General features: G+C 70.1%; 26 protein-coding genes. 17 read left to right on the forward strand and 9 right to left on the reverse strand.

All coding sequences use genetic code 11. The features are described from left to right. Positions 1-441 precede the first annotated feature (441 nt). The 5 genes from AB0E94_RS21515 to AB0E94_RS21535 all read left to right on the forward strand — a co-directional run bounded on the left by AB0E94_RS21515 (position 442) and on the right by AB0E94_RS21535 (position 4,711). Complete coding sequence (locus AB0E94_RS21515) at positions 442-1,320, forward strand: aminoglycoside phosphotransferase family protein (protein ID WP_360328711.1); 879 nt, start codon at positions 442-444, stop codon at positions 1,318-1,320. Positions 1,321-1,381: 61 nt separating this feature from the next. Next, entirely contained in the window at positions 1,382-1,927 is a 546-nt protein-coding gene (locus AB0E94_RS21520; protein WP_360328713.1) for a toxin-antitoxin system HicB family antitoxin, read from the forward strand. A 26-nt stretch (positions 1,928-1,953) separates the two neighbouring features. After that, positions 1,954-2,799, forward strand: a complete 846-nt coding sequence (locus tag AB0E94_RS21525; RefSeq protein WP_360328715.1) for a DUF4097 family beta strand repeat-containing protein — start codon at positions 1,954-1,956, stop codon at positions 2,797-2,799. 176 nt (positions 2,800-2,975) lie between these two features. Next, complete coding sequence (locus AB0E94_RS21530) at positions 2,976-3,929, forward strand: ATP-binding cassette domain-containing protein (RefSeq protein WP_360328716.1); 954 nt, start codon at positions 2,976-2,978, stop codon at positions 3,927-3,929. Continuing rightward, positions 3,929-4,711, forward strand: coding sequence for an ABC transporter permease (locus AB0E94_RS21535; RefSeq protein WP_360328718.1), 783 nt, complete (start codon positions 3,929-3,931; stop codon positions 4,709-4,711). Before AB0E94_RS21530 ends, AB0E94_RS21535 begins: the two co-directional genes overlap by 1 nt. Positions 4,712-4,850: 139 nt before the next feature. Here the strand turns inward: AB0E94_RS21535 and AB0E94_RS21540 are convergent, their stop codons facing one another. Next, positions 4,851-5,201 carry a MerR family transcriptional regulator gene (locus tag AB0E94_RS21540; protein ID WP_360328720.1) on the reverse strand — a complete coding sequence of 117 codons (351 nt, stop codon included), beginning with the start codon at positions 5,199-5,201 and terminating at the stop codon, positions 4,851-4,853. 244 nt (positions 5,202-5,445) lie between these two features. On the opposite strand from AB0E94_RS21540, the gene AB0E94_RS21545 reads away from it, so the two are divergent. The 7 genes from AB0E94_RS21545 to AB0E94_RS21575 all read left to right on the forward strand — a co-directional run bounded on the left by AB0E94_RS21545 (position 5,446) and on the right by AB0E94_RS21575 (position 13,349). Then, the gene (locus AB0E94_RS21545) at positions 5,446-6,345 is read left to right on the forward strand and encodes a hypothetical protein (protein ID WP_360328722.1); all 900 of its coding nucleotides are present in this window, start codon (positions 5,446-5,448) and stop codon (positions 6,343-6,345) included. A gap of 150 nt (positions 6,346-6,495) precedes the next feature. After that, positions 6,496-6,993: a DUF6069 family protein gene (locus tag AB0E94_RS21550; protein ID WP_360328724.1), complete on the forward strand. Its 498-nt coding sequence runs from the start codon at positions 6,496-6,498 to the stop codon at positions 6,991-6,993. A gap of 9 nt (positions 6,994-7,002) precedes the next feature. After that, entirely contained in the window at positions 7,003-9,684 is a 2,682-nt protein-coding gene (locus tag AB0E94_RS21555; RefSeq protein WP_360328725.1) for an HAD-IC family P-type ATPase, read from the forward strand. Continuing rightward, positions 9,681-10,055, forward strand: coding sequence for a hypothetical protein (locus AB0E94_RS21560; protein WP_360328727.1), 375 nt, complete (start codon positions 9,681-9,683; stop codon positions 10,053-10,055). Before AB0E94_RS21555 ends, AB0E94_RS21560 begins: the two co-directional genes overlap by 4 nt. Continuing rightward, the gene (locus tag AB0E94_RS21565; protein ID WP_360328729.1) at positions 10,052-10,555 is read left to right on the forward strand and encodes an RDD family protein; all 504 of its coding nucleotides are present in this window, start codon (positions 10,052-10,054) and stop codon (positions 10,553-10,555) included. Before AB0E94_RS21560 ends, AB0E94_RS21565 begins: the two co-directional genes overlap by 4 nt. After that, positions 10,524-11,555: a YbdK family carboxylate-amine ligase gene (locus tag AB0E94_RS21570; RefSeq protein ID WP_360328731.1), complete on the forward strand. Its 1,032-nt coding sequence runs from the start codon at positions 10,524-10,526 to the stop codon at positions 11,553-11,555. Before AB0E94_RS21565 ends, AB0E94_RS21570 begins: the two co-directional genes overlap by 32 nt. A gap of 327 nt (positions 11,556-11,882) precedes the next feature. Continuing rightward, positions 11,883-13,349: an Ig-like domain-containing protein gene (locus AB0E94_RS21575; RefSeq protein WP_360328733.1), complete on the forward strand. Its 1,467-nt coding sequence runs from the start codon at positions 11,883-11,885 to the stop codon at positions 13,347-13,349. A gap of 326 nt (positions 13,350-13,675) precedes the next feature. Here AB0E94_RS21575 and AB0E94_RS21580 read toward each other — a convergent pair whose 3' ends face one another. The 3 genes from AB0E94_RS21580 to AB0E94_RS21590 are packed head-to-tail and all read right to left on the reverse strand — an operon-like array spanning position 13,676 to position 14,844. Next, positions 13,676-13,954 (reverse strand): SHOCT domain-containing protein, encoded by a 279-nt coding sequence (locus AB0E94_RS21580; protein ID WP_360328734.1) that lies wholly within the window; start codon positions 13,952-13,954, stop codon positions 13,676-13,678. A 5-nt stretch (positions 13,955-13,959) separates the two neighbouring features. Next, positions 13,960-14,415 carry a DUF6325 family protein gene (locus AB0E94_RS21585; RefSeq protein ID WP_360328736.1) on the reverse strand — a complete coding sequence of 152 codons (456 nt, stop codon included), beginning with the start codon at positions 14,413-14,415 and terminating at the stop codon, positions 13,960-13,962. 9 nt (positions 14,416-14,424) lie between these two features. Further along, positions 14,425-14,844 (reverse strand): DUF6325 family protein, encoded by a 420-nt coding sequence (locus AB0E94_RS21590; RefSeq protein WP_360328738.1) that lies wholly within the window; start codon positions 14,842-14,844, stop codon positions 14,425-14,427. 151 nt (positions 14,845-14,995) lie between these two features. Between AB0E94_RS21590 and AB0E94_RS21595 the strand changes: the two genes are divergently transcribed. Further along, the gene (locus AB0E94_RS21595; protein WP_360328740.1) at positions 14,996-16,393 is read left to right on the forward strand and encodes a hypothetical protein; all 1,398 of its coding nucleotides are present in this window, start codon (positions 14,996-14,998) and stop codon (positions 16,391-16,393) included. Here AB0E94_RS21595 and AB0E94_RS21600 read toward each other — a convergent pair. The 5 genes from AB0E94_RS21600 to AB0E94_RS21620 are packed head-to-tail and all read right to left on the reverse strand — an operon-like array spanning position 16,363 to position 20,024. Next, complete coding sequence (locus AB0E94_RS21600; protein WP_360328742.1) at positions 16,363-17,730, reverse strand: DUF2252 domain-containing protein; 1,368 nt, start codon at positions 17,728-17,730, stop codon at positions 16,363-16,365. The two genes, AB0E94_RS21595 and AB0E94_RS21600, sit on opposite strands and share 31 nt — an antisense overlap. Further along, a complete protein-coding gene (locus AB0E94_RS21605) occupies positions 17,727-18,221 on the reverse strand; it encodes a DUF1269 domain-containing protein (RefSeq protein WP_360328744.1) in 495 nt (164 codons plus the stop codon). The genes AB0E94_RS21600 and AB0E94_RS21605 overlap by 4 nt, the downstream gene beginning before the upstream one ends. Continuing rightward, entirely contained in the window at positions 18,184-19,329 is a 1,146-nt protein-coding gene (locus AB0E94_RS21610; protein WP_360328746.1) for an AI-2E family transporter, read from the reverse strand. Before AB0E94_RS21610 ends, AB0E94_RS21605 begins: the two co-directional genes overlap by 38 nt. Continuing rightward, complete coding sequence (locus AB0E94_RS21615; RefSeq protein WP_317793522.1) at positions 19,313-19,756, reverse strand: hypothetical protein; 444 nt, start codon at positions 19,754-19,756, stop codon at positions 19,313-19,315. The genes AB0E94_RS21610 and AB0E94_RS21615 overlap by 17 nt, the downstream gene beginning before the upstream one ends. A 40-nt stretch (positions 19,757-19,796) precedes the next feature. Beyond that, positions 19,797-20,024, reverse strand: coding sequence for a hypothetical protein (locus tag AB0E94_RS21620; RefSeq protein WP_360328748.1), 228 nt, complete (start codon positions 20,022-20,024; stop codon positions 19,797-19,799). Positions 20,025-20,160: 136 nt separating this feature from the next. Here AB0E94_RS21620 and AB0E94_RS21625 point away from each other — a divergent pair, with 136 nt between their 5' ends. The 4 genes from AB0E94_RS21625 (at position 20,161) to AB0E94_RS21640 (ending at position 26,556) form a co-directional block, all read left to right on the forward strand. After that, positions 20,161-20,655 carry a DUF1269 domain-containing protein gene (locus AB0E94_RS21625; protein WP_360328750.1) on the forward strand — a complete coding sequence of 165 codons (495 nt, stop codon included), beginning with the start codon at positions 20,161-20,163 and terminating at the stop codon, positions 20,653-20,655. A gap of 64 nt (positions 20,656-20,719) precedes the next feature. Continuing rightward, positions 20,720-22,390, forward strand: a complete 1,671-nt coding sequence (sulP, locus tag AB0E94_RS21630; protein ID WP_360328752.1) for a sulfate permease — start codon at positions 20,720-20,722, stop codon at positions 22,388-22,390. 30 nt (positions 22,391-22,420) lie between these two features. After that, the gene (locus tag AB0E94_RS21635) at positions 22,421-25,090 is read left to right on the forward strand and encodes a glucosidase (RefSeq protein WP_360328754.1); all 2,670 of its coding nucleotides are present in this window, start codon (positions 22,421-22,423) and stop codon (positions 25,088-25,090) included. Then, positions 25,087-26,556, forward strand: coding sequence for an alpha-amylase (locus tag AB0E94_RS21640; RefSeq protein WP_360328756.1), 1,470 nt, complete (start codon positions 25,087-25,089; stop codon positions 26,554-26,556). The genes AB0E94_RS21635 and AB0E94_RS21640 overlap by 4 nt, the downstream gene beginning before the upstream one ends. Positions 26,557-26,574: the final 18 nt, after the last annotated feature.

Below are 26,574 nucleotides of genomic sequence, written 5' to 3' on the forward strand. Positions count from 1 at the left end.
TCTTCCCGTTCCGCCACACTCAACCGCGCCGCCATCACAGCATCCCATCAAGATCCATCGACAGTGATGCAACGAAGTATTGACTCCGCCCCGACCGGAAGAAGGCTGCAAGGTCTCCACGGCGCAGTGGATCTTGCACGACAAACCACACCCAGACGTGAAGAACTATGCAAGATCTGTCGCAGCGAAGCTGGAAAACCGTGCAAGATCGCTGCAAAGGTGGAACGTGCAAGATCGCGGCGGGCGGGCAAACGTGCAAGATCCTGAGCCTCGCCAAGGGGAACACTGGCACTTCAAGGCATCATCAAACCCTGAACGTCGCATTTCCTCATAAACCTGGCGCGCCCTTGAAGCCGCCGCTCGAAACATCAGGGTCGCCGCTGTCTTTGGGCGCGTGAAACTGCGGTGAGTGCCGGTCGGGTTTGATCTACCGTGCTCCGGATGGGCGGGTTCGTGGTGCCGCGGTCGTTTCTGGAGTCGCCTCGGTGGTGGCGCGGTGGGGGAGAGTGGCTGGCCGGGCTTCCGGATCTGGTCCGGGAGCAGTGTGCGCGCTGGCGGCTGACCGTCGACGGCGAGCCGGCGCACGGGTCGAACGCGCTGGTCGTGCCGGTGGTCCGGGACGGTGCGGGGTTCGTGCTGCGGCTCACGCCACCGGGGCCTGACGTCGCCGAGCTGATCGCGGCGCTGCGGCTCTGGGACGGGCGCGGCACGGTCCGGCTGGTCGACGCCGATCCGGATGCCGGGGTGATGCTGCTGGAGAGGCTCTCGCCGGTCTCGCTGAACGACGTGCCGGTGGACGAGGCGATGCACGTGCTCGGCGGGGTGATGCGGCGGCTTGCGGTTGCCGTGCCGGATCACGTGCTGAGCACCGGTGCGGCCGTCGCCCGGCGGATGACCGCGATGCGGCCGGAGTGGGAACGGCTCGGCCGGCCCTTCGACGCACGGATTCTCGATGAGGCGCTGGCGATCGGCGACCGGCTGTCGCGGGAGGCTGGAGGCGACGCGGTGAACGGCGACCTGCATTCGGCGCAGGTACTGCGCTCGGGACGGGAGTCGTGGCTGGTGGTTGATCCGGTTCTGATGCGTGGGGACCGGGCGTTCGATCTCGGGCGGGTGCTGTGGACCCGGCTGGATGAGATGCCCCGTGACGAGGATGTCGTCCGCTGTTTCGGCATCGCGGTCCGGGCTGCCGGGATCGCACCCGGGCACGGCCGGGACTGGGTGTTGTACCGGGCTGTCGACTACTGGCTGTGGGGACTCGGTGTGGGACTGACCGAGGATCCGGTGCGATGCCGCCGTCTGGTGTCAGTCTTCCGCTAGTGATGCCATCGATGATGCCATCGGGTTGCGCGTGGCATCACCGTGATGCCATAGTGGCGTCATGGAATTGCGCCCCTACATCGACGCGCTGCGTCATGAGCTTGCGCTCGCTGCTGCCGCCGGCGGTGAGGACGCCCGTGAGCTTGCCGAGCGGCTCACCGCGCCACTCGAGTCGGCTACCCGGCTCGCCCTGCTCGACGCCCTGTCCGAGGCGGCCGCCGAGATCACCCGTGATCTGGCGCCCGGTTCGGTCGACCTGCGGCTGCGCAACCGCGAGCCCAGTTTCGTGGTGACACCGGCCCCGGCCGACCCGTGGACCGACGGGTCGCCGGCCCCGCCGCCGCCCGACCCGGCCCCCGGTGACGGTCCCGCACCCGCGCCAGGCCCGGTGGCGGGTGGTGAGGACGAGGCGACGGTCCGGATCAGTCTGCGCCTTCCGGAACACCTGAAGAACCGGATCGAGCAGGCCGCCGCCCGATCCGGTGTCTCGATCAACACCTGGCTGATCCGGGCCGCGGCCGCCGCGGCCGACGGTGACCGGCCCGCCCCGGCCACGACGGTGACCGCCACCAGCGGCGGCCAGCGCTACACCGGCTGGGTCCGATGAACCCCCCGACCGAACGGAGCCACCTCATGCCCACCTTCGACACTCCCGGCCCGATCACCGCCAACATCGACATCCTCGCCGGTGAACTGCGAGTGGTCGCGACCGACCGGCCGGACACCGTCGTGCACGTGCGCCCCGCCGAGGAGGATCAGGAACGCGACAGGCGTGCCGTGGAGCAGACCCGCGTCGAGTTCCTCTCCGGGACGCTGACGGTGCGTGGCCCACGGCACCCGGCGTTCGGTGTCTTCGGCAAGGTCGGCGTCATCGACGTGATCGTCGAGCTGCCCACCGGCTCGGAGGTCGAGGCCAAGCTCGGCGCCGGCGGCATCCGCTGCTCGGGTGAGCTGGGTGACTGCCGGCTGCGCAGCGGCGCCGGTGACGTCCAGGCCGAGCACGTCGGCAATGCCGATCTGACCACCGGGTTCGGCCTGGTCACGGTGGAGAACGTGAACGGCGACGCGAAACTGACGACCGGTTCCGGCAAGCTCCGGCTGCGGTCGGTGACCGGTCCGGCGGTGCTGAAGAACGGCAACGGCGAGAGCTGGGTCGGGCACGCCGGCAGTGAGCTGCGGATCAACTCGGCCAACGGCGACATCGTCACCGACCACGCGGCCGCCTCGCTGACCGCGAACACCGCGAACGGCGAGATCCGGGTCCGTGAGCTGGTCCGTGGCACGGCGACGCTGCGCACCGCGGCCGGCGGCATCGAGATCGGCATCCGGCCGGGCACCGCCGCCCGCCTCGACGTGCACACCCACTACGGCCGGGTCCGCAACGAGATGACCAGCACCGACGGACCGGCGACGACCGACGAGCAGGCCGAGGTGCGAGCCCGCACCAGCTTCGGCGACATCGTGATCCGCCGGGCCTGACCTGACCTGACCCACCCGGCCGTGTCCGCGAGGCACGGCCGGCGATGAACCCTGCCCATCAGCCCGGCTGTCTTCCAAGAGGCACGGCCGGCGATGAGTCCTGCCCATCACCCCGGCGGTGCCCGCGGAGGCACCGCCGGCGATGAATCCTGCCCGGAAATCGCATGGAGGCGTAGATGTCCACGACCGTCACCACCCGGCCCGCCGTTTCGGTGGCCGGCCTGCGCAAGACCTTCGGCACCAAGACCGTCCTCGACGGCATCGACCTGTCCGTCACCGAGGGCACCGTGTTCGCGCTGCTCGGCCCGAACGGCGCCGGCAAGACCACGATGGTCCGGATCCTCGCGACGCTTCTGGAGGCGGACGGCGGTTCGGTCCGGGTCGCCGGACACGATCTGGTCCGCGACGCCGAAGGGGTGCGGGCGGCGATCGGCCTCACCGGGCAGTTCGCGGCGATCGACAAACTTTTGACGGTACGGGAGAACCTGCGCTTGATGGCCGACCTGAACCGGTTGGGCCGCACCGAGGGCAAGCGGAGGATCGACCGTCTGATCGAACGGTTCGACCTCGCCGAGTCGGCCGGCAAGCCGGTGTCACTGCTGTCCGGCGGCCAGCAGCGCCGGGTCGACCTGGCGATGACCCTGGTCGGCGACCCGCGGCTGATCTTCCTGGACGAGCCGACCACTGGCCTCGACCCGCGCAGCCGGGTGGAGATGTGGCAGATCGTCCGGGAGCTCGTCGCCGAGGGGGTGACCGTCTTCCTCACCACCCAGTACCTGGAGGAGGCCGATCAGCTCGCCGACCGGATCGCGGTTCTCGACCACGGCCGGATCGTCGCCGAGGGCACACCCGACGAGCTCAAGAGCCGGATCCCGGGCGGCCACCTGCTGCTGCGGTTCGCTGAGCCGGGCTCACTCCGTACCGCCGCATCGGTTTTGAATGTCACCAACCGCGACGACAGCGCCCTGACCCTCCAGGTGCCGAGCGACGGCGACATCGCGACGCTGCGAGCTGTGCTGGCCACGCTCGACGGCGTGCATGTGGCGCCGGACCACCTGACCATCCACACACCCGACCTGGACGACGTGTTCTTCGCCTTCACCGGCAAGCCGGCCCTCGAGGAGTCCTGATGACCACCCTGGCGCACACCCTGACCGACTCCGGCACCATGTTCCGGCGGCAGCTGCTGCATCTGCGGCGCTATCCGTCACTGACGATCATGCTGATCGGGCTGCCGGTGATCTTCCTGCTGCTGTTCGTCTACGTGTTCGGTGGCGCGGTCGGCGCCGGGCTGGGCGGTGGCCGGGACGCCTACGTCGACTACCTGACCCCGGGGATTCTGCTGTTCACGGTGGCCGGGGCGGTCGCCGGAACCGCGATCTCGGTGGCGATGGACATGACCGAGGGGATCGTCGACAGGTTCCGCAGCATGGCGATCGCCCGGGCGTCGGTGCTGACCGGGCACGTGCTCGGCAGCATGGTGCAGATCTTCATCGCCCTGTTCGCGGTGCTCGGGGTGGCCCTGCTGATCGGGTTCCGGCCGACCGCCACCCCGCTCGAATGGCTGGCCGTGGCCGGGGTGCTGACCGCGACCGCGTTCGCGCTGACCTGGTTCGCGGTGGCGCTCGGGATCGTCGCCGACAGTGTGGAGACGGCCAGCAACACACCCATGTTCCTGAGCCTGCTGCCGTTCCTGGGCAGCGGTTTCGTGCCCACCGAGACGATGCCGTCGGGGCTGCGGGTGTTCGCCGAGTACCAGCCGTTCACGCCGATCATCGAGACGTTGCGCGGGCTGCTGCTCGGCACCGGCATCGGCAACAGTGCGGTGATCGCGCTGGCCTGGTGCGCGGTGATCTCGGGGCTGTCCTACGTGTGGGCCAAACGCAAGTACAACAAGCGCGCCGCCCGCTGACCCCAGACCGCCAGCCGTCGCTCACCGCGGTTTCCGCCCCCGGAAAGCCGCCTGAGCGACGGCTGGCGGTCTCAGCCGTCGCTCAGCGCGGCCAAAACGGCCGCGAAAGCGTCCTGAGCGACGGCCGGTGGGCCTGGGTTCAGCGGGTACGGGCGGCCAAGCGATCGCGGAGGCGGGTCAGGCGGGCGATCTCGGCGTTCAGCGTGGCGATGTGCCGGGAGACGACTCCGGTCGGGCGCGGGTCGCCGTACCCCGGAGGTGTCTTGTTCTCCAGGAGGGGCAGGCGGTCGGCGCGGTCGCGCAGGTCGGCGACGGTCAGGCCCAGGCTGAGCAGTTGCTGGATGAGACGTAGCCGGGACACGTCGCGCGGGCCGTAGACGCGCTGTCCGGTGACGGTTCGTTGCGGTGGCGGGAGCAGGCCGTTCGCCTCGTAGAACCGCAGCGCCCGGGGTGTGGTTCCGGCCGCCGCAGCGGCGTCGCCGATCCGCATGTGCCCTCCTCAAACGGCAACGTTCACCGTGCCGAGATGACGTCCGGTAAGGACATCGTGCAACTTGCGCATCGATTACGCGATCCCCTCGGCGCAAGTTGTGGGAAACGGTATGACCCCGTTCCGCTGCCATCCGGCGAATCGTTCGATCCGCTCGGAACGTACCGAACCACGATATCCGGGACGTCCGGGGCAGGCGTGAATTCGGTTGTCGGGCCGGGGCGTACGGCCCAGCATGGTCGGCATGTCGTCGCCGTTGCAGGGTGGGCTGCCACCGTCCGGGACGCTGCCCGGCTCCGTTCTGGAGATCGCCTGTGACGAGTCCGGGTTCTCCGGGGCGAACCTGCTGCGCTCGACCGAACCGGTGATCACGCACGCGAGTGTGGACCTGTCGGTGGCCGAGGCGGTCGACCTGATCGGCAGTCTGGGCCTGTCGCCTGTGGAGTTGAAGTCGGGCTGGTTCCTGCGCCGGCCGGACGCGCCCGAGGCGCTGGAACGGCTGATGGCCGCGCTGCGCGGGCGCGCCCACGTGCACCGGATCGACAAGGAGTACTTCCTGGTCACGCAGGTTGTCGACCTGTTGCTGGGCGAGCCGTCCTACCTGACGTTGACGCGTTCGCCCCGGGCCGAGGCCGGTCATCTCTACCAGGCCAGGGACGCCGGTGCGGACTGGGACGCCTTTCTCGGCGCCTTCGCCGGGATGGTCCGCACCCGGCGGCGCATTCCCGGCGGGCCGGACGCCGGGCGGTTCCTGCGGGCACGTGACGCTCTGGCCCGGGTCGGTGGGCCGGCCGGCGCGGTGCTCGGGCGGATCACCGACGCGCGGGTCGCGGCGGTCGTGGCGCGCCTGGACGACGGGGACCGGAGTATTCCGCCGCCGCTGGAGCCGATGCTGCGGGCGCTGGCCGACACGATCCGGCACTGGACCTTCGGGCAGCGTCAGGTCCTGGTGATCCATGACGAGCAGAGCGCGCTGACCGCGGCCCGGCTGGCCCGCCTTCAGCGGGCGCTGGCCGTGGATGACGGCCCGTCACCGTTCGTCGGCCTGGTGATGGCCGACTCGCGCGCCGATCCCCGCATCCAGATCGCCGACCTCCTCGCCGGGGTGGCCCGCCGCCGGCCGCAGGCGCTGCCCGCCGCCTGACGCACCGCCGTCCGCCGCCCGCCCTTCCGCGATCCAGATCGCCGGAAAGAGGGGGCGGCCCGCGGGGGTTCATCCACGCCGGATGAGGCGCTGGGAGCCTGCTCGCGGCGACGCTCGGGGCCGGTTACCCGTGTCCCGCGAGGAGGACTCATGTCCGGATTGAACACGCCCGGCGACCCCCGGCCGAGCCCCACCATCAACGCCGGGAAACTGTGGGCCGGCGGCGCGGCGACCGCGGCCGTGGCCGCCCTGATCGCGATCGCCGGCATCCTGCTGGGCCGCGGCCTGTTCGACATCGAGGTGCTGGCGCCGAAGGGGCAGGGCGTCTGGGGTGACGCGTCGACCGGCTGGTACGCGCTCGGCGCCGCCCTGGCCGCGCTGGCCGCCACCGGCCTGATCCACGTGCTGATCCTGACCACGCCCCGGCCGATGCGCTTCTTCGGCTGGGTGGTCGCGCTGGCCACGGTGGTTGCCATGCTGGCGCCGTTCGTGACCGAGGCCGCTCTGGGTGTGCGGATGTACACGGCCGGCCTGAACTTCGTGCTCGGCGTCGCGATCGGCTCGCTGGTGGCGGGCACGGCGAAGACGTCGATCGTTCCGGTGGTTCCGCGTCAGGCGCCCCGGCCCTACCCCCGCCCGTACCGGTAAGGAGAGCAGATGGCCACGATGACCGAGCCGCCGAACGCCGCGGAGGCACCCGCGTTCCATGTGCTGTCCGTTCCCGAGGCGCTCGAGGCCGAGCAGGTCGACAGGCATCGCGGCCTCAGCGAGGACGAGGTCGCCAAGCGCCGGGCGAAGTACGGCCCGAACCGTTTCGCCGAGGCGAAGAAGGAGCCCTGGTGGCGGTCCTTCGTCCGGCAGTACGCCGACCCGATGCAGATCGTGCTGCTGGCCGCCGGCATCGGCAGCCTGTACCCGTTGAAGCAGTACGGCACCGGCATCCTGCTGATTGCGCTGACCCTGCTGAACGCCGCCCTGGGGCTGCACCAGGAGGGCAAGGCCGCCGCCGCGATCGACGCACTTCAAAAGATGATGATCATCAAGGCGCGGGTACGCCGTGACGGCACCCTCATCGAGATCCCGGCCGAGGAACTGGTGCCGGGGGACGTCGTCGCGATGGAGGCGGGTGACGTGGTTCCGGCCGACGGCCGGCTGCTACGTGCGGCGACGCTGGAGATCGACGAGTCGGCGCTGACCGGGGAGAGCCTGCCGGTGGCCAAGGACGTCGCCGCGGTGGCGTCGGCCGACACCGCCCTGGGTGACCGCTCCGACATGGCGTACATGAACACCAACGTGACCCGCGGCGCGGGGGAGTTGCTGGTCACCGCGACCGGCATGAACACCGAGGTGGGCCGGATCTCCGGCATGCTGCAGACGGAGAAGGACGCGGAGACCCCGCTGACCCGTCAGCTGAGCAAGCTCACCAACCAGATCCTGCTGATCGCCGGTCTCGCCCTGCTCGCCTCGGTGATCATCAACCTGGCCCGGGGCAACGAGTTCGGCGTGGTCTTCACCGCGGCGGTCGCGTTCGCGGTGTCGGCGATCCCGACCGGTCTGCCGGCTGTGGTCACCACGATCCTGTCGCTCGGCACCCAGCTGCTGGCCAAGTCGAACGCGATCGTGAAGCGGCTGCGCTCGACCGAGACCCTCGGTTCCACCTCGGCGATCAACTCCGACAAGACCGGCACGCTGACGCTCAACCAGATGACCGCGGTGGAGCTGGCGATCCCGGGCCGGCGGTACACGGTCTCCGGGGGTGGCTACTCGACCGACGGCACGATCAAGAAGGTCGCCGGGGACCCGGACGTGTCCCTGGAGGAGTATCTGCTGCCGATGATCCTCTGCTCGGACGCGGTGGTCCGGGACGGTGAGATGATCGGTGACCCGACCGAGGGCGCCCTCGTGGTGCTCGCCGAGAAGGGCGGGCTGGACTCCGAGGCGACCCGCGAGCGGTACCCGCGGCTGGCCGAGCTGCCGTTCGACGCGGCGTACAAGCTGATGGCGACGTTCCACCGGATGACGACGGTGGAGGGCCGCGAGGTGGTCCGCTGCTACGTCAAGGGTGCCCCGGACCAGCTGCTGGCCCGGTGCGACGTGGCCGATGAGGACGCGGTGAAGTACCTGGCCGAGAACACCCGGCTCGCCCAGCAGGGCCTGCGGGTGCTGGCGACCGCCCGTAAGGACTTCGACCCGGCCGACTTCGACCCGGGCGCCGACCTGCTGCCGCTGCTGACCGGGCTGGAGCCGCTGTCGCTGGTCGGCATCGTCGACCCGCCGCGCCCGCAGGCGCAGGCCGCGATCAAGGAGGCGCACGCCGCCGGCATCGAGGTCCGCATGATCACCGGCGACCACGCGGTGACCGCCGCGGCGATCGCCGGCAAGCTCGGCATCCGCGGCCGGGCGATCACCGGCGCCGAGTTCGCCGCGATGAGCGACGAGGAGGCGGACCGCGAGATCGACGGCATCGGCGTGATCGCCCGGGTCACCCCGGAGCACAAGGTACGCCTGGTCGAGGTGCTCAAACGCAAGGGCCACATCGTCGCGATGACAGGCGACGGGGTGAACGACGCGCCCGCTCTGAAGAAGGCCGACATCGGCATCGCGATGGGGATCACCGGCACCGAGGTCAGCAAAGAGGCCGCCGCGATGATCCTGACCGACGACGACTTCGCCACCATCGTGAAGGCCGTCGAGCTGGGCCGGGCGCTCTACGCGAACCTGAAGAAGTACATCTTCTTCCAGATGGGCGTGCTGGTCGGCATGATCATCACGTTCCTCGGGTCGAGCATCTTCAACATCGCCGCCGGGGTGCCGTTCCTGCCGTTGCAGAGCCTGTGGCTGAACTTCACCACCCAGGTCTTCCAGTCCGTCGGCATCGGCTACGGCAAGGCCGAGTCGGACATCATGTCGCAGAAGCCGCGCCGGTCCGACGAGCCGCTGCTGAGCCGGGGCGCGCTCGGCTGGCTGGGGTTCCTCGGCCTGGTGATGGGTGTGATCACGCTCCTGGTGATCTGGTGGGCCGACAACCGGTACGACCTGGACACCGCCCGGACCATGGGCCTGACCGCGTTCTCCATCGCCAACCTGGCCTTCTCGCTGACCGTGCGCAGTGACATCCGCTCGGTGTTCAGCCTGGAGACCTTCGGCGACAAGCGGTTCCTGATCACCACCGGCATGTCGGCGGCGGCGATCGTGCTGGCCACCGAGTTCGGGCTGTTCCAGAAGCTGCTGGCGACGGTCAGCCTGGACACCGGCCAGTGGCTGATCTGCCTGGTCGCCGGCGTGTTCGTGGTGGTGCCGACCGAGATCCGCAAGATGGTGCTCCGGAGGCGGCGATGAGGATCCCCGGCCTGTTGCAGTGGGGGGATGTGGCGATCGGCGCGATCTCCCGTGCCGCCGAGGCGCTGGCCGACCAGAAGGAGCTGGCCGAGCGCGGCGCCGCCAGCCGGACCCGCCTGATGGATTCGCTGATCACCGCGATCGCCACGTCGCCGCTCGTCGAGCGGGTCGTCGAGATCCAGCTCGACCGGGTGCTGGAACTGCTGGAACGTGAACCGGAGCGGATCCGCGCCCTGGTTCGCGGCCAGCGCGACAACATGGTCGGCGAGGTCGTCGGCCGGGTCCGCGCCGGGGCGGCCGCCGGGGACGACGCGGTGGACCGTCTGACCCTGCGCTGGACCCGGAACGGGAACACCGAGACGGCGACATGAACCCGTACGCCGGGCTGGTCAGCCGGTCGGCGGCGTACGTCCTGGACGCTCTGATCGTGGCCGTGATGGCCGGGGTGGCGACGCTGACCTTCGCGCTCGTCGCCTCGGTCCTCGGCAGTGAGGGGCGGGAGCTGGCCCGGATCGTGCTCTCCAGCTTCCTGGTGTTCCTGCCCACGCTGATGGCGCTGTACTGCTCGGGGTTCTGGATCCTGGCCGGGCGCACCCCGGGGCAGTTCGTGTTCGGGCTGCGGGTGGTGAACCGGGACGGCCGGCCGCCACGACTGGTCGCCGGGCTGATCCGGGGGCTGCTGCTGGCGTACCTGCCGATCGTCGCTCTGTGGTTGTTGTTCGACCGCAGGCACCAGGGCCTGCACGACAAGCTGGCCCGGACGACCGTCGTCCGGAGCTCACCCCGCGAGGATGAGGCCTCCGGAACTTCCCATATCGCACCTTCGAGTGGTGCTGACCATGGGAGTCGAGGAAGAGTTCCTACTACTTGATCCGGACGGGGCGGTCGCACCGGCCGCCCCGGACGTGATGCGACGCATCGGCAGCGATCGACGATTCAAACCCGAGTACATGTCCTACCAGCTGGAGACCGCGACGTCGGTCTGCACCGGGCTCGACGAGCTGCGCCGGGAACTGATCCGGCTGCGCCTGGTCGCCGCGCAGGCCGCCGAGAAAGCCGGGGTCTACCTGATCGCGAGCGGGGCGCCGCCTTTTCCGACCGGGCCGCTCGGCGCGCTCAGCCACGAGGATCGCTATCTGAAACTCGCCGAGCGGTTCCCGGAGGCCACCGCGATCGGCGGGACCTGCGGGTGTCACGTCCACATCGGCATCCCGGACCGCGAGCTGGCCACCGCGGTGCTGTCCCGGATCCGGCCGTGGCTGCCCGTTCTGCTGGCGCTCACCGTGAACTCGCCGGTGACGCGGGCCGGCGACACCGGGTGGGACAGCTTCCGCTACCGGGCCCAGCTGAGCTGGCCCACCTTCCGGCTACCCGGCGTGTGGCCCAGCGCCGAACGGTACGACCAGGAGATCCGCTCGCTGGTCGCGTCCGGCACGGCCGTCGATGTGTCGGGCATCTACTTCCTGGCACGGCTCTCCGCACGATACCCGACGATCGAGGTGCGGGTCGCCGACACCGGCCTGAGCGTGGACGACACGGTGCTGTTCGCCGGGATCACCCGGGCGCTCGTGGCGACGCTGATCGAGGACATCCGCCGCCGGGAGAAGCTGCTGCCCGCGTCCGGGCCGCTGGTCAGCGAGCAGCTGCTCGCGGTCGCCCGCGGCCGGGCCGGGCAGACCGCCCGGCTGCTCACCAAGATCACCCCGCAGCTGGACGCGGCCGGCGACACCGGGGAGGTCTACGCCGGCATCGAACGGCTGCGGCGCGAGGGCACCGGCGCCCGACGGCAGCGCCACCTGTGGCAGAAGTACGGCCCGACCAGTGGTTTCATCGGGGCACTGGCCGCCGAGACGGTCCCCGCCCGAATCTGACCCCACAACAAGGGTTGTCAGCTCTTATCAACGTTTGTGCATGTGTTCGGGATCTTCCTTGAGGACGCCGTGCGCGGCAGGATGGGTCAGATCGCCGGGCGATCGTCACCGTTGAGTTCCACGAATGACAGGGCACTGCCTGCTGCACCGTCCTCTCCGGCCACATCGTCAGTCGCACGGTGACAGGTGCTTATCCGCTGCGGACCCTCATGACCTGCGGCATTGATCGACGGCTGAGGCGAGATCGACAAGAGATGATCAACGAACGTATCGTCTTGGGCTTAGATACCACCATGGGGGCCATTAGCTATGGGTTCAGTTCACTTGTTGGCTGCGGTAACGCTTCTCGGGTCGACAGCGGTCGCCTTGGGGCCAGCACCTGCCGTTGCGGCGGGGACATCTTCCGACGTTGACGCGCCGGTTGTCACGTCTACCGGCTTGGTCGATGGCCAGATCATCGGACGAGGCCAGCGGCTGTTTCCGAGCTGGACTGACGACAGCGGTGTCAGCAAGGTCGACCTTCTGCTCAACGGAGCGGTCCTCAGGAGTTACGCCAACGGCGAGCTGGACCGGGGCCTCTATCTGACGGTGCCGGCCCAGCTGCACGGAACCGATGCGGATGTCACCGTCCGGGCCTTCGATGCCGCCGGCAACCACGGAGAGGCGACCAGCCGCGTCCACATCGACACCGAGGGGCCGCACGCAACACTGTCGCCGCCGTTCGGGTCTTTCGTCAGCGGTGTGGTCACCCTCACCGCGATCGACGTGTCCGATGACCTCGCGCAGATTTCCCTGTTCGATCACGCGACCGGCCGAGAGGTCGCGAAGACCACGGCCGCCCCGTGGACGATGACCTGGGACACGACCGGACGCACCGGCGGCGCGCAGGTACATTTCGAACTCACCGACAAGACCGGAAACGTCACTTTCCTCTACGGTTCCTACGCCGTCGACAACACCGGTCCCGCCATCACCGGACTCCGCTTCCCGACTCAGCCGGACCACACCGTCGTGGACGGACGGATCAAGGGCCTGTCCCGGCTGACCGCGATGGTAGACGGGCGCTCACCGCTGGAGCGCGTCGAATGGTGGGTCGACGGAACACTTCGATCGACCAGCCGCATTCCGGCGGCAGGCTCTTACCCGGTGCCCTATTTCGACTGGGACACCGGTAACGAGAACCGGACCGCCGTGCTCGAAGTCCGCGCCTACGACATTCTCGGCCAGCACACGACCCTCACCCGCCGTGTCGTCATCGACAACACCGGGCCGGCGATCACGCAGATCACGCCCGGCAACCGTGCCCTTGTTCGCGGCGCCCAGTTCAAGACCACCGTGAACGGGTCCGACCCGTCCGGAATCCGCGAGGCATACCTGTCGGGCGCCTTCTCCGTGCCCAAGACGCCCTTCACCGTCCTCGCCTCAGCAGGCAAGGACGGTTTGCGCACATTGACCTGGACGCTCACCGACCGGCTCGGCAACACCAGCACCGCCCAGCGGGTCGTCATCGTCGACAACACCAAACCGAAGGCGACGATCACCAAGGCGCCTGCCAACGGCGCCAAGGTCAAGGGCAAGGGCAAGGTCAAGGTCGCGGTATCCGCCACCGATCGTAACGGCATCAGCCGCGTCGAGCTGCTCGTCAACGGCAAGGTTGTCGCCAAGGACACCGCGGCGTCCTATGCCTTCACTGTCAACACCGCCAGGTATGGCAAGAAGATCAAGGTTCAGGTCCGCGTCTACGACAAGGCGGGCAACGTCACCAAGAGTTCGGTCCGGACCTGGCGCCGCTGACCCGAGGCCGATGGATACCCGCCCGGATGGGAGATACCACCCGGGCGGGTATCCGAGAACGCGGACCGCGCAGACCGCGACGGCGAGCAGCCCTGCAAGCAGATAGCGCACCCCACGAGGATCACGCGGATCCGGGACCAGGCTTACGGCGGCCAGGAGCCCGCCGCGCTCACCATCGGTCACCGGGAGCGGCGACGTGTTGATGCCAGGGGTTGTCACGGTCGGTACGGAGATCAGAGCTCGCGGTGGTGGCTGGCAACGCGGCGCGCCGGCCACCGTGGCTGAGATGCCCGACGGTGACCGGCGCGGGTGCGGGGAGTCCGGGGTCAAGGGGCCAGGATCCGGGCCTTCTGCTGCTCGAACTCGGCTTCGGTGAGAACACCCTGAGCCTTCAGCTCACCCAGCTGACGCAACTGGTCGAGTTTCGCCGAGGTCGGATCCGGCTCCGCCTCCTCCTCGCCGCCGGCGTAGTACTGCTGCTCGGCGTACTGCTGTTCGGCCTGCCGGGACCAGCGGCCGGCCTGCCGCCGGGAGACCCGGTTGGAGACCGCGGTCGCCGTGCCGGCGATCACCGCGGTCCGTGCGACACCACGAAGAAGACCCATCGCCATCACCTTCCACCCGCGGCCGAGGCGATCTCCGCCTCGGCCTCGATCTCGTCAAGGGCAGAGATCAGCGCCTGTACGGGAATCCGCCCGCCCGCCACCAGATGAGCGCCGTTGCGCCGCAGCCGGATCGCCAGCGGCGCCGCCCACGCGTTCTCGTAGACCAGCACCACCGCCGCCGACCCGCCTTCGAGGGCCTGGCCGGCCTCGCGCATGTCGTCGCCGCCGAGGATGCCCGACGCCGCGCCGTGGAAGACGCCCAGCCCGGCCAGCTCGACGTCCCGCGCGTCCAGGGCGGTCACCGTCCCGTCGCGTTCCTTCCGGATGAACAGGATGTCCAGGATCCGGATGATCCCGCGATCCACCAGGTCCACCAGCAGTGGGAACGCGGTCCCGTTGAGGCTCCCGTCGGGGAACTCCACACACAGGTAGTCGACCGGTCCCATCTCCTGCAACTCCATGCGCTCTCCCTAGGTCAGGGAAGACGCCAGGACACGGCTGTGCCACGGCGCTCCCGGGATGTGCGTGAGGGCCACGATGCTTCCGCTGGCCGCGGCCACCGGGCCGGCCAGGTCCTGGACCCAGCGATGTTCCAGCAGGACGGCGAGGGCGTCGGTCTGCCCGTCGACCATCCCCGCCACCTCGTCGATGTCCGATTCGGTGATCAGCCCGCTGGCCAGCCGGGTCATCTCGCGGTCGTCACGCAGGCAGGGGAGCTCGCTGAGCTCCACCGCGCACGCGCCACCTGCCGAATCGGTGCGGATCACCAGCGCGTCGACGACACGCATCTCGCCCGCCACGGCCAGCAGGGCGAGCGTCTTGCGGACACCCTCACCGAGCCGATCTGCGGGAAACGACAACACCATCAGTTCGAGCGGCCCCAATGCCATGTGACCAGCGTGCTTGGCGGCACCTGCCGGAACGTCATCCGCGGCGGATGAGTCTCGCGGCGGGCCCACGGGGGTTCATCCGCGCCGGATGAGGCTCCCCACGGCCGGGTCCGGGAGCGTCGTTGACGAATCCGCCCAGGTTGGAGGAGTCATGACGAGCCAGCCCTTGGAGACCGCCCCCGGCCCCGTGGAGGACACCGCGCCACCGGTGGACACGACGTCCGTACCGGATGAGGAGGTTGAACGCCTTAAAGCGGAAGTCGCCGCATTGCGGGAGCAGCTGGCGGCCGGGCGCCGGAGGCGGCCCAGAAGTGTCGCGATCCGTGGCGCGCTGGCCGCCGTGCTCGCCGCCCTGGCCGCGTTCGCGCTGGTCACCAGCGTGGTCGGGCTGTGGGCGGCGCGGACGACGCTGAACACCGACAGGTGGGTGGCGACCGTCGCGCCGCTGCCGCAGGATCCGCGGGTGAACGCGGCCGTGGCGCAGTATGCGACGACCGAGGTGTTCCGGGTGCTGGATGTGGAGCAGCGGCTACGTGACGTGTTGCCGGCGCAGGCGGCGTTCGCGGCCGGGCCGATCGCCGGGCAGTTGCGCGAGCAGGTCCGCACCATGGTCGTCAAGATCATGGACAGCGACCGGTTCCAGGCGATCTGGGTCGAGGTGAACAGGCGGGTCCATCAGCGGGTCCTCGCCGTCATCGAGGGCACCAGCACGGTCGTCACCGCCGATCAGGACAGCATCCAGATCGACCTGCTGCCGCTGATCAACCAGGTGTTGCGGGAGATCAGCGACCAGTTGCCGACGCTGTTCGGCAAGCAGGTGTCGCTGCCCGACCTGAGCAGCGGCACCATCCCGGAGAACCTGCGGCTGCGGGTCGAGGAGGCGGTCGGGGTCAGCTTGCCGGCGAACTTCGCCCAGTTCACCGTGTACGACTCGGGCCAGTTGTGGGAGGCGCAGCAGGCGCTGGCCGCGGCCAAACGGAATCTGGTGCTGTTCACCGCCGGCACGATCCTGCTGCTGATCGCCGCGTTCGTGGTCTCGCCGCGCCGGCGCCGGACGGCCGTCCAGTTCGGGCTCTGGCTGGTGGTGGCGTCGGTTGCGATCACCGCGCTGCTGCGGGCGGTCCGCGGGCAGATCCTCGCCGAGGTGCCGGACGGCGCCTACCGGGCCGGGGTGGACGCGGCCATGACCACGGTGTTCAGCCTGCTGCGGACCCGTGGCGAGCAGTTGATCTGGATCGGGATCACGATCGCGGCGCTGGCCTACCTGGTCGGGCCGGGCCGGTTCCCGGTGTGGCTGCGCGGCGCGGTCCGGCGGGGCGTGGTCTTCCTCTGGCGCTGGGCGGCGGCCGGGGTGCGGCAGGCGCCCGGTTTCATCACCGGGCACCTCGACGCGGTACGGGTCGGCGGGCTGATCGTCGCCGCGCTGCTGGCCCTGATCCTGTCCTCGTGGACCGCGCTGCTGCTGATCGCGGTGCTGCTGGCGGCCTACGAGATCGGGGTGACGCTGATCGCGCGCCGTCAGGACGGGGCGGCCGTGAAAGCGGCGTAGTCGGCCTCGGTCTGATCGGCGTAGGCCTCGGCGAACGGGACCATCGCCTTGTCGAAGCGTTCACTCGAGCCCAGATAGGCGGCGATCGCGATGCGGTCGCCGCCTCGGGCGTGCGCCCGGGCCAGCGTCCAGCCGCACAGCCGGCCGTAGGTGAGCAGGCCCTCCGGGTCCATCGACGCGACGTCGGCGCCGCCCTTCCAGTCCCGCAGCTGGCGCACGTAGAAGTCGCGGTGCTGCCCGTCGATGCCCTCGGCGCTGTGCCAGCCCAGGAAGATGTCGCTGGCGGCCTGGAGGATGCGCTGCCCGGAGACGACCCGGCGGCCGTCGCTGTCCCAGTCCGGCACCGGGACCGCGCCGACCCGGCCCGCCAGCACCGACGGGCCGGCTTCCTTGACCTGGAGCAGCAGCGGGTCGCCGTCGTCGCGGCCGGTCAGCAGCACCACCCAGCAGCGGGTGCCGACACTGCCGACGCCGACCACCTTGCGGGCCAGGTCGACGAACTCGAACGCGTCGAACAGGTGCCGCCGGTCGTCGGCGAGGCTCTGCCGGTACCCGGCGAGCAGCTCGCGGATCTGGTCCTCGAGCAGCTTGCGGGCCACCCCCGGCATCAGCTCGCCGATCGGCACGAGCAGCGGCGGGTCGCTGGCCAGCCGCCGGCGGTCGCCGTCCAGGACGGTCAGTTTGTGGTACGCCTGCAGGCTGTCACGGGTGCGGGCCTTCGCCCCGGCCGCGTCGATCCGCCGGCCGTGCTGCCCGCTCAGGCGCTCGCGCAGCTCGTCGACGTCGGCGCGGGCGTACCAGACGTCCAGCTCCCGCATCGCGGCGAACCCGCGCATCGCCTCCCGGTAGTGACCGGCGGCGGCCTGCACCACGGCGGCCCGCTGGCGGCGTTTGAAGCCGTTCTCCCGGCCGGCCAGCGCCAGGCTCGCGACCAGGCGTTTGACGTCCCATTCCCACGGGCCCGGATAGGACTCGTCGAAGTCGTTGAGGTCGAAGACCAGGCGGCGCTCGGGTGACGCGTACACGCCGAAGTTGAGCAGGTGGGCGTCACCGCAGAGGCGGCTGATCAGACCGGTCGACGGGCCGGCCGCCAGGTCGGCGGCCATCGTCACGGCGGCGGCCCGGTAGAACGCGAACGGTGACACCGCCATCCGTTCGCGCCGGATCGGCAGAAGCTCCGGAACCCGGCCGTCCTCCTGCGTGCGCAGGAGAGCGACCGGGTCGGGCCGGGCGGCGGCCGGGGCGAACTCGGCGTGCCCGTCGAGGGGCGCCTGTTCGCGGGCCGCCTTCCCGGCCGCGGCACGCGCGGCCGGGGAGCGGTCGATCGGCTGGGTCACGGGTTGCCACCGTTGAACGTCTCGAGAAGGATCTCCTTCTCGCCCTCGGTCAGGTTGGTGGCGATCAGTTTCTTGTGCAGGCCGTGGAAACGCTCGCCGAGCCGGTCCAGGTCGCCGTGGTCGGTGACCAGGAACAGCGCCGACGTGCCCTCGGTGATCTCGGCGCGGATGGTCTCCAGCTGGTCCTTGTCGATGCCGGTGCCCTCGGTCGCCTTGACCAGGGCGCCGATGCCGGCGCCGACCGCGGCCCCGGCGATCGGCACCAGGAACAGGCCACCGACGACGATGCCCCAGAAGGCGCCCCAGCCGGTGTACCGGTGCCCCGACTCGTTCTCGTGATGGGTCTCCGGTTTCGTGGCGCCGTGCGGCCAGGTGACGACCGCGTAGTCCACGACCTTCACCAGGCCCTCGGCCTCGGCCTGCTTGATGATGTAGGCGGCGCGCTCCGCCCGTTCAGTGTCGTCGAACTTCCAAACCGTGAACGTCGTCATGCGCGTCATCGTCGGCCGGGGCCGGTTCCGGCGCCTCATCCCCGGCGGGCGAGGCCGTCTCGCCGCCCAGCAGGCTGTTCACCCACCTGGTCGACGGGTCGATGTCGATCAGCAGGCCCTTGGCGAACAGGGTCAGCGGGATCGCCAGCAGCGCGCCCAGCGCGCCGAGCACCCAGCCCCAGAAGATCAGCGAGAGGAAGGTGACAGTCGCCGACAGGCCCACCTCGTCGCCGACGATCTTCGGCTGGATCACCGACTGGATGATGAAGTTGACGATGCAGTAGAGGGCGATCACCCACAGCATCAGTTCCGGCCCGCCCTCCAGCAGGCCGAGCAGCGCCGGCGGGATCACGCCGATGATGAAGCCGATGTTCGGGATGTAGTTGGTGATGAACGACAGCAGCCCCCAGAGCAGCGGTAGCGGGATGCCGAGCCACCACAGCAGCGCCGTGTCGAAGGCCGCCACGATCAGTCCGAACACGGTCGTGATCAGCAGGTAGCGGCGGGTGCCGACGGCGAACGTGTGCAGTGCGGCGACCACCTGCGGCCGGTCGGTCACCGCGGCCGCCATCCGGGCCGGGAAGTTGACCGCGTCCAGGCACATGAACAGCAGGACGGCCAGCAGGAACAGCGAGTTGCCGAGAGCGCCGGCCAGCCCGCCGAACAGCGCCTCGACGAACCTGGCGAAGGTGCCGGGTTCCAGGCCGGACATCGCGGCCCGCATCTGCTCGACGTCGACCCCGAGCTCGCCGATGCCGGTGGCCACGTCGTCCCGCAGCTGCGCGAATTTGTCCTGGTACTCCGGCAGCAGGTCGATGAGCCGGCCCACCGACACCGCCAGGGCGCCGCCCAGGGCGAACAGGCCCAGGTAGACGGTGAGGATGGTGGCCGTGGCGGCCAGCCAGACCGGCGCCCCGCGACGGCGCAGCCACCCCGTGAACGGGCTGACCGTCACCGTCAGCATCAGCGCAAGGAAGACCGGCCCGACCAGCTCCGCCACTGCGCGCATCCCGCCCACGACGACGACCAGGCAGGCCGTGCCGAGCAGGACCAGCACACCGCGGGGGAGCGTGGCCGGGCCGGTTCCTTCGTCAGGCCTTGACCTCACGGCCGTGGGCGGTGAGGGCGTAGATGATCAGGACGTCCATGGCGATGACGATGACGGACCAGACCGGGTACGCCGGGAGGAACGCCAGGTTCACCAGGGCGCTCAGGCAGGCCACGATGACGCCGACCACCCGGGCCCACATCTGGCCGGCCAGGATGCCGAGGCCGGTGAGCACCGCGATGCCACCCAGCAGCAGGTGGGTCCAGCCGTAGGTGTCGAAGTCGACGGGCACCACGAGACCGCTCTTCGTGGTGAGGTAGAACTCGTCGCGGAACAGGGCGATCACACCTTCGACCGCCTGGAACGAGCCGAGCATCAGCAGCATGACGCCGGCGAACACCACCATCCCCACCCAGCCGGAGGGCTGCCGGGGGCTCGGCGGCACGTACGGGTCCTCGTAGGACTTCCGCGCCTCAGTGTCGGTCATGGTCTTCTCCCTAGTCAGGGTCGGTTTGTTGCGGGTCCGATCATGTGGCCGGGCGGTGGGCGGGCACGCCATCCGTGACGGATGAAACGCACACCACCTCCACCCCGGACCGGTCCAGCCGGGTCAGCAGACGCTCCAGATCGGCGTCGGAGAGGCGGCCGCGGATGGTGCTCTGGTGCGGCAGTGCCCGGCAGCGCAGGTCGCCGAGCGCCCGGCGGAGCAGTGGCCCGAGGAACCCCCGGACCCGGATCTCGTAGCGCTCGTGCATGGCGTCTCCCCTCTCGTCTGGGTCGAGACTCCCGGGCCGCCGGTTCGCATACCTCCTCCCACAGGGATGAGGACCACCGAGGCCCTGTCGTGGCTGACTTGGCGGGACTTCGAAAGGGCACGGAAGGAGATACGACATGGCAACACTGGTCGCCATCGGGTACCCCGACGAGACCACTGCCACGGCGGCCTCGCAGGAAGCGAACCGCCTGGCCAAGGACCTGATCATCCAGCCCGACGCGATCGCGGTGATCACCCGCGACCGGGAGGGCAAGTTCCGGGTCACCACGAACCATCACGCCGTGGCCGGCGGCACGACGTGGGGCATGTTCTGGGGTCTGCTCTTCGGGATGCTGTTCTTCATCCCGATCCTCGGCATGGCCGTCGGCGCGGGCCTCGGCGCGCTCACCGGCAAGCTCGCCAAGGGCGCGATCAACAAGGAGTTCCAGGAGCGGATTCGTGACGAGCTCCAGCCCGGAACGTCGGCGCTGTTCCTGGTCGTCGAGGCGGTCACGCCGGACAAGGCGGTCGAGGCGCTGAGCCAGTTCGGTGGCACGGTTCTCAAGTCGTCGCTGCCGAAGGAGACTGAGGCGGAGCTGCAGGAGGCCCTGCACGGCGGCGAGCAGAAGTAACGTTCGGCGGTACGTCTGGACGCCGCCCGGTGGCCCCGGGCGGCGTCCCTCGTTTGGAGGTCGGATGGAGATCGCCGGCACGTTGCGCGGATATCGGCGGGAGTGGCTGCCGCGCGACCTGGTGGCCGGTGTGGTGCTGACCACGCTGCTGGTGCCGCAGGGCATGGCGTACGCCGAGCTGGCCGGCCTGCCCGCGATCACCGGGCTCTACACGTCGGTGCTGTGCCTGCTGGCGTACGCGGTGTTCGGCCCGTCCCGGATCCTGGTCCTCGGGCCGGACTCGTCGCTCGGCCCGATGATCGCCGCGGTGCTGCTGCCCCTGGTGGTGGCCGACGGCGACCCGGCCAAGGCGGTGGCGCTGGCGTCGGTGCTGGCGCTGATGGTCGGGGCGATGCTGACCGTCGCGGCGGTGGCCAAGCTGGGTTTCGTCGCCGACCTGCTGTCCCGGCCCACCCAGCTCGGTTATGTGAACGGCCTGGCGCTGACCATCCTGATCGGGCAGCTGCCGAAACTGTTCGGCTTCTCCACCGACGGCGAGGGGCTGATCGGGGAGGCCACCGCGTTCGTGCGCGGGGTCGCCGCGGGTGAGACGGTGCCGGCCGCGCTGGCGATCGGAGTCGGCGGCCTGGCGGTGATCCTGGTGCTGCGCCGGTGGGCGCCGAAGGTGCCGGGCATCCTGGTGGCGGTGCTCGGCGCGATCCTGGCGACGGTCTGGCTCGGCCTGGAGGAGCGGGGAGTGAGCGTGGTCGGGCCGCTGCCGCAGGGCTTCCCGCCGTTCACCATTCCCAGCGTCGAGTGGTCGGAGCTGGGCCTGCTGGCGGCCGGGGCGCTCGGCATCACGCTGGTCTCGGTCACCGACACCATCTCGACGGCGTCCACCTTCGCCGCCCGGTCCGGCCAGGAGGTGCGCGGCAATCAGGAGATGATCGGCATCGGGGCGGCGAACCTGGCGGCCGGGCTGTTCCAGGGCTTCCCGGTCAGCACCAGCGGGTCACGGACCGCGGTGGCCGAGAGCGCGGGCGCGCGTACCCAGGTCACCGGTCTGGTCGGTGCGGGCGCCATCACGCTGCTGCTGGTCCTGGTGCCGGGCCTGTTCAAGGATCTGCCGCAGCCGATGCTGGCGGCGGTGGTGATCGCGGCGTCGCTGTCGCTGGCCGACGCGGCCGGGATGCGGCGGCTGTGGAAGCAGCGGCGGGTCGAGTTCGCGCTCGCGGTGGCCGCGTTCCTCGGGGTGGCGCTGTTCGGGGTGCTGCCCGGGATCGCGGTCGCGGTGGCGCTGTCGGTGCTGAACGTGTTCCGGCGGGCCTGGTGGCCTTACCACACCGTGCTGGGCCGGGCCGACGGGGTCGCGGGCTATCACGACGTGCGGTCCTACCCGGACGCCGAGCTGGTGCCGGGGCTGGTGCTGTTCCGGTTCGACGCGCCGCTGATCTTCGCGAACGCGCGGACGTTCCGTGACGAGATCCGGCATCTGTCCCGGGCCGAGCCGGCCCCGGAGTGGATCGTGGTGGCCGCCGAGCCGATCACCGACATCGACACGACCGCCGCGGACATGCTGGAGGACCTCGACCAGGAGCTCAACGCGCGGGGGATCTCGCTGGTCTTCGCGGAGATGAAGGACCCGGTCCGTACGAAGATCGACAGGTACAAGCTGACCCGGACGATCGACCCGGCCCACTTCTATCCCACGATCGAGGACGCGGTCGGCGCTTTTCATCCGCACCGGAGGACGTAGCCACTACTGTCCGCGACCGAGCCTTTGCGCATGGCCATCAACGAAGCAAGCGCCGAGCAGAGGCGTCTGCGTGACGCCGACTCCGCCGCCGTGCCATGGCGGCGCTGGGGGCCGTACCTCAGTGAACGGCAGTGGGGGACGGTCCGTGAGGACTACAGCCCGGGCGGCGACGCCTGGGACCACCTGAGCCACGACGACGCGCGCTCCCGGGCGTACCGGTGGGGTGAGGACGGCATCGGCGGGTTCAGCGACGACCAGCAGGCCCTGTGCCTGGCCGTGGCCCTGTGGAACGGCCGGGACCCGATCCTCAAGGAGCGCTTCTTCGGGCTCACCAACCGGGAGGGCAACCACGGCGAGGACGTCAAGGAGTACTGGTTCTACGTCGACGCCACACCTACCCACTCCTACCAGCGGATGGTCTACAAGTACCCGCACGCGGCGTACCCGTACGAGGATCTGGTCGCCACCAACCGGCTCCGCGGGCGCGAGGACTTCGAGTACGAGCTGCTGGACACCGGGATCTTCGACGGGGACCGGTACTTCGACGTGGAGATCGAATACGCCAAGGCCGGCCCGGAGAACCTGCTCGGCCGGATCACCGTGCACAACCGTGGCCCGGAGGCGGCGACCCTGCGGCTGCTGCCGACGGTCTGGTTCCGCAACACCTGGTCGTGGGACCGGCCGGAGCCGAAACCGGCGCTGCGGGCCCGCGACGGCAGTGTCGAGGCGGTGCACCATCGTCTCGGCACCCGCTGGTTCACCGTCCTGGGCGATGATCCGCTGCTGTTCACCGAGAACGAGTCGGCGGGCTCCGGACCCTACGTCAAGGACGCCTTCCATCGGTACGTGGTGCACGGCGACACCGAGGCGGTGAACCCGGACGGCGCCGGTACCAAGGCCGCCGCCCTGGTCACGCTGGAGGTGCCGGCCGGTGGGTCGGCGGTGGTGCGGTTCCGGCTGGCCGAGGCGCCGCCGGTGGACGCCGATCCGGACTCCTTCGACCGGGTGGTCGACAGGCGGCGGGCCGAGGCCGACGACTACTACCGTGACCTGCTCGCGCCGGAGCTGGGCGACGCCGAACGGCAGGTGGTCCGGCAGGCGCTGGCCGGGATGCTGTGGAGCAAGCAGTACTTCGGCTACGACGTGGAGCGCTGGCTGACCGGCCACGGCCGGGATCCGCTGGCCTCGCAGGGCACCCGCAACGGCGAGTGGTTCCACATGATCTGCAACGACGTCATCTCCATGCCGGACAAGTGGGAGTACCCCTGGTTCGCCGCGTGGGACCTGGCGTTCCAGTCGATCGCGCTGGCCCTGGTCGACCTCGGCTTCGCCAAGGACCAGCTGAACCTGCTGCTCGGCCGGCGCTACCTGCATCCGAGCGGGCAGATCCCGGCGTACGAGTGGAACTTCTCCGACGTCAACCCGCCGGTGCACGCCTGGGCCACCTATCTGGTCTACGAGCTGGACAAGTCCCGTAACGGACGCGGTGACCACGCCTGGCTGGAGTCGATCTTCCACAAGCTGGCGAAGAACTTCACCTGGTGGGTCAACCGCAAGGACCACGACGGCAACAACGTCTTCCAGGGTGGTTTCCTCGGGCTGGACAACATCGGCGTGTTCGACCGGAGCGCGCCGCTGCCCACCGGCGGCTACCTCGACCAGGCCGACGGGACGGCGTGGATGGCGCTCTACTGCCAGAGCATGCTGTCGATCGCGCTGGAGCTGTCCCAGCAGGATCCGGTCTATCTGGAGCAGGCGCAGGCGTACTTCGAGCATTTCGCCTGGATCGCGGTGGCGGTCAACCGGGAGGCCGGCGGGGCGGCGATGTGGGACGAGGAGGACGGCTTCTTCTACGACCTGCTGCGGCTGCCGGACGGCAGCGCGCAACGGCTTCCGGTCCGGTCCCTGGTGGGCCTGCTGCCGCTGTCGGCGGTGACGGTGTACGAGACCACGCTCACCGCCCGCCACCCGCAGCTGATCGAGGGCATCCAGGATTTCGTGAACCGGCACCCGAGTGTCAGTTCGGTGCTGTCCCGGGGGCGGGTGACCGGCCGGCACGGCGAGCATCTGCTGGCGCTCTTCGACGAGACCCGGTTGCGGCGCATCCTGACCCGGCTGCTCGACGAGGAGGAGTTCCTCAGCCCGTACGGCATCCGCTCGCTGTCGCGGCACCACCGCGACCATCCGTTCGAGTTCCGGGTCGGTGACCAAACGTTCTCGGTCGGCTATCAGCCGGCCGAGTCGGACAGCGCGATGTTCGGTGGCAACTCCAACTGGCGCGGCCCGATCTGGTTCCCGGCGAACGTGCTGGTGATCCGGGCGCTGATGAACCTGTACGTGGGTTACGGCGACGACTTCACGGTGGAGTGCCCGACCGGCTCCGGGGTGAAGATGACGCTCTTCGAGGTGGCCCGGGAGATCTCCGACCGGCTCATCCGGATCTTCCTGCCCGGCCCGGACGGTGCCCGCCCGGTGCACGGCGGCCAGCAGATCTTCGCCTCCGAGCACTGGCGTGACCTGATCACCTTCAGTGAGTACTTCCACGGCGACAACGGGGCCGGCCTGGGCGCCGCCCACCAGACCGGCTGGACCGGCCTGGTCGCCGTGTTCCCGAACGTGTTCGCCGGCCTGACCGGCGTGGACCTGCTGGATCACGGGATGACAGGCGTGCTGCGGTCGAGAGAGGGTGAGCCGGAATGAGTCATGGATGGCCGTCCGCCCCGGCGGTCTACGAGATCTTCGCGTGGCCGTGGCTGACCGGGCTGAGCCGCCGGTACGGCCGGGACGTCACTCTCGGCGACGTTCCCCCGGAGGTGTGGGACGAGGTGGCCGCGCCCGGGGTGGACGCGGTCTGGCTGATGGGCGTCTGGGAGCGCAGCCCCGCCGGGCTGGCCCTGGCCCGGACGAACGAGCAGCTGCAGCGCTCGTTCCGGGAGGCGCTGCCGGACGTGCGGCACGCCGACGTGGTCGGTTCGCCGTACTGCGTGCGCCGTTACCGGGTGGACGACCGGCTCGGCGGCCCGGACGGGCTCGCCGAGGCCCGCGCTCAGCTGCGGGCCCGTGGGGTGCGGCTGGTCCTGGACTACGTGCCGAACCACGTGGCCCCGGATCATCCGGCGACTGCCGGACACCCGGAGTGGTTCGTCCAGGGCACGCCGGAGGATCTGGCCGCCGATCCAGCGGGCTGGTTCACCGTCGACGGCCGGGTGCTGGCGCACGGGCGGGACCCGTTCTTCCCGCCGTGGCCGGACGTGGCCCAGCTGAACGCGTTCGACCAGGGGCTGCGGGACGCGACCGCGGCGGTGCTGTCCGAGATCGGCGGGCAGTGCGACGGGATCCGCTGCGACATGGCGATGCTGCTGACCAACGAGGTGTTCGCGCGGACCTGGGGGCGGCACGCAGGGCCGGCGCCGGCCGCCGAGTTCTGGCCGCACGTGCTGGACCGGGTCCGGGAACGGCACCCGGATCTGGTGCTGATCGCCGAGGCGTACTGGGACATGGAGTGGACGCTGCAGCGGCAGGGGTTCGACTTCTGCTACGACAAGCGGCTCTACGACCGGCTGGCCGGGGAGGACGCCGAGGCGGTCCGCAAGCATCTGGCCGCCGACCGGGACTACCAGGACGGGCTGATCCGGTTCTTGGAGAACCACGACGAGCCGCGGGCGGCGACGGCCCTGCCGGGTGGGCGGGGCCGGGCCGCGGCGGTCGCGATCGCCACACTGCCGGGGGCCACGATGTGGCACGACGGGCAGTTCGAGGGCCGGCGGACCCGCCTGCCGGTCTTCCTGGCCCGGTTCCCGGACGAACCCGCCGACGAGGATCTGGCGTCGTTCTACCGCCGGCTGGTGGCGGCGGTCGCTGCAGTCCGGGTGGGGGAGTGGCGGATGCTGGAGACCCGGGGGTGGCCGGACAACCCGAGTCATCGGGACCTTCTGGCCTGGTCCTGGCACGACGACACGCCCCGTCACCTGGTGGTGGTCAACTTCAGCGGCCGGCCGGCGCAGGGCCGGGTGGAGTTGCCGTGGCCGGCCCTCGCCGGGCGATCCTGGCAGCTCACCGACCTGTTGGACGGCCGGATCTTCGAGCGGGAGGGTGATGAGCTGGCCGGTAGCGGACTGTATGTCGATCTGCCTCCCTGGGGCTCCCATGTCGTGACATTGCGTTAACAGCAAGGACACTCAGGG

Origin of the sequence: Actinoplanes sp. NPDC026670 (assembly GCF_040638175.1) — a bacterium.
Classification (GTDB): domain Bacteria; phylum Actinomycetota; class Actinomycetes; order Mycobacteriales; family Micromonosporaceae; genus Actinoplanes.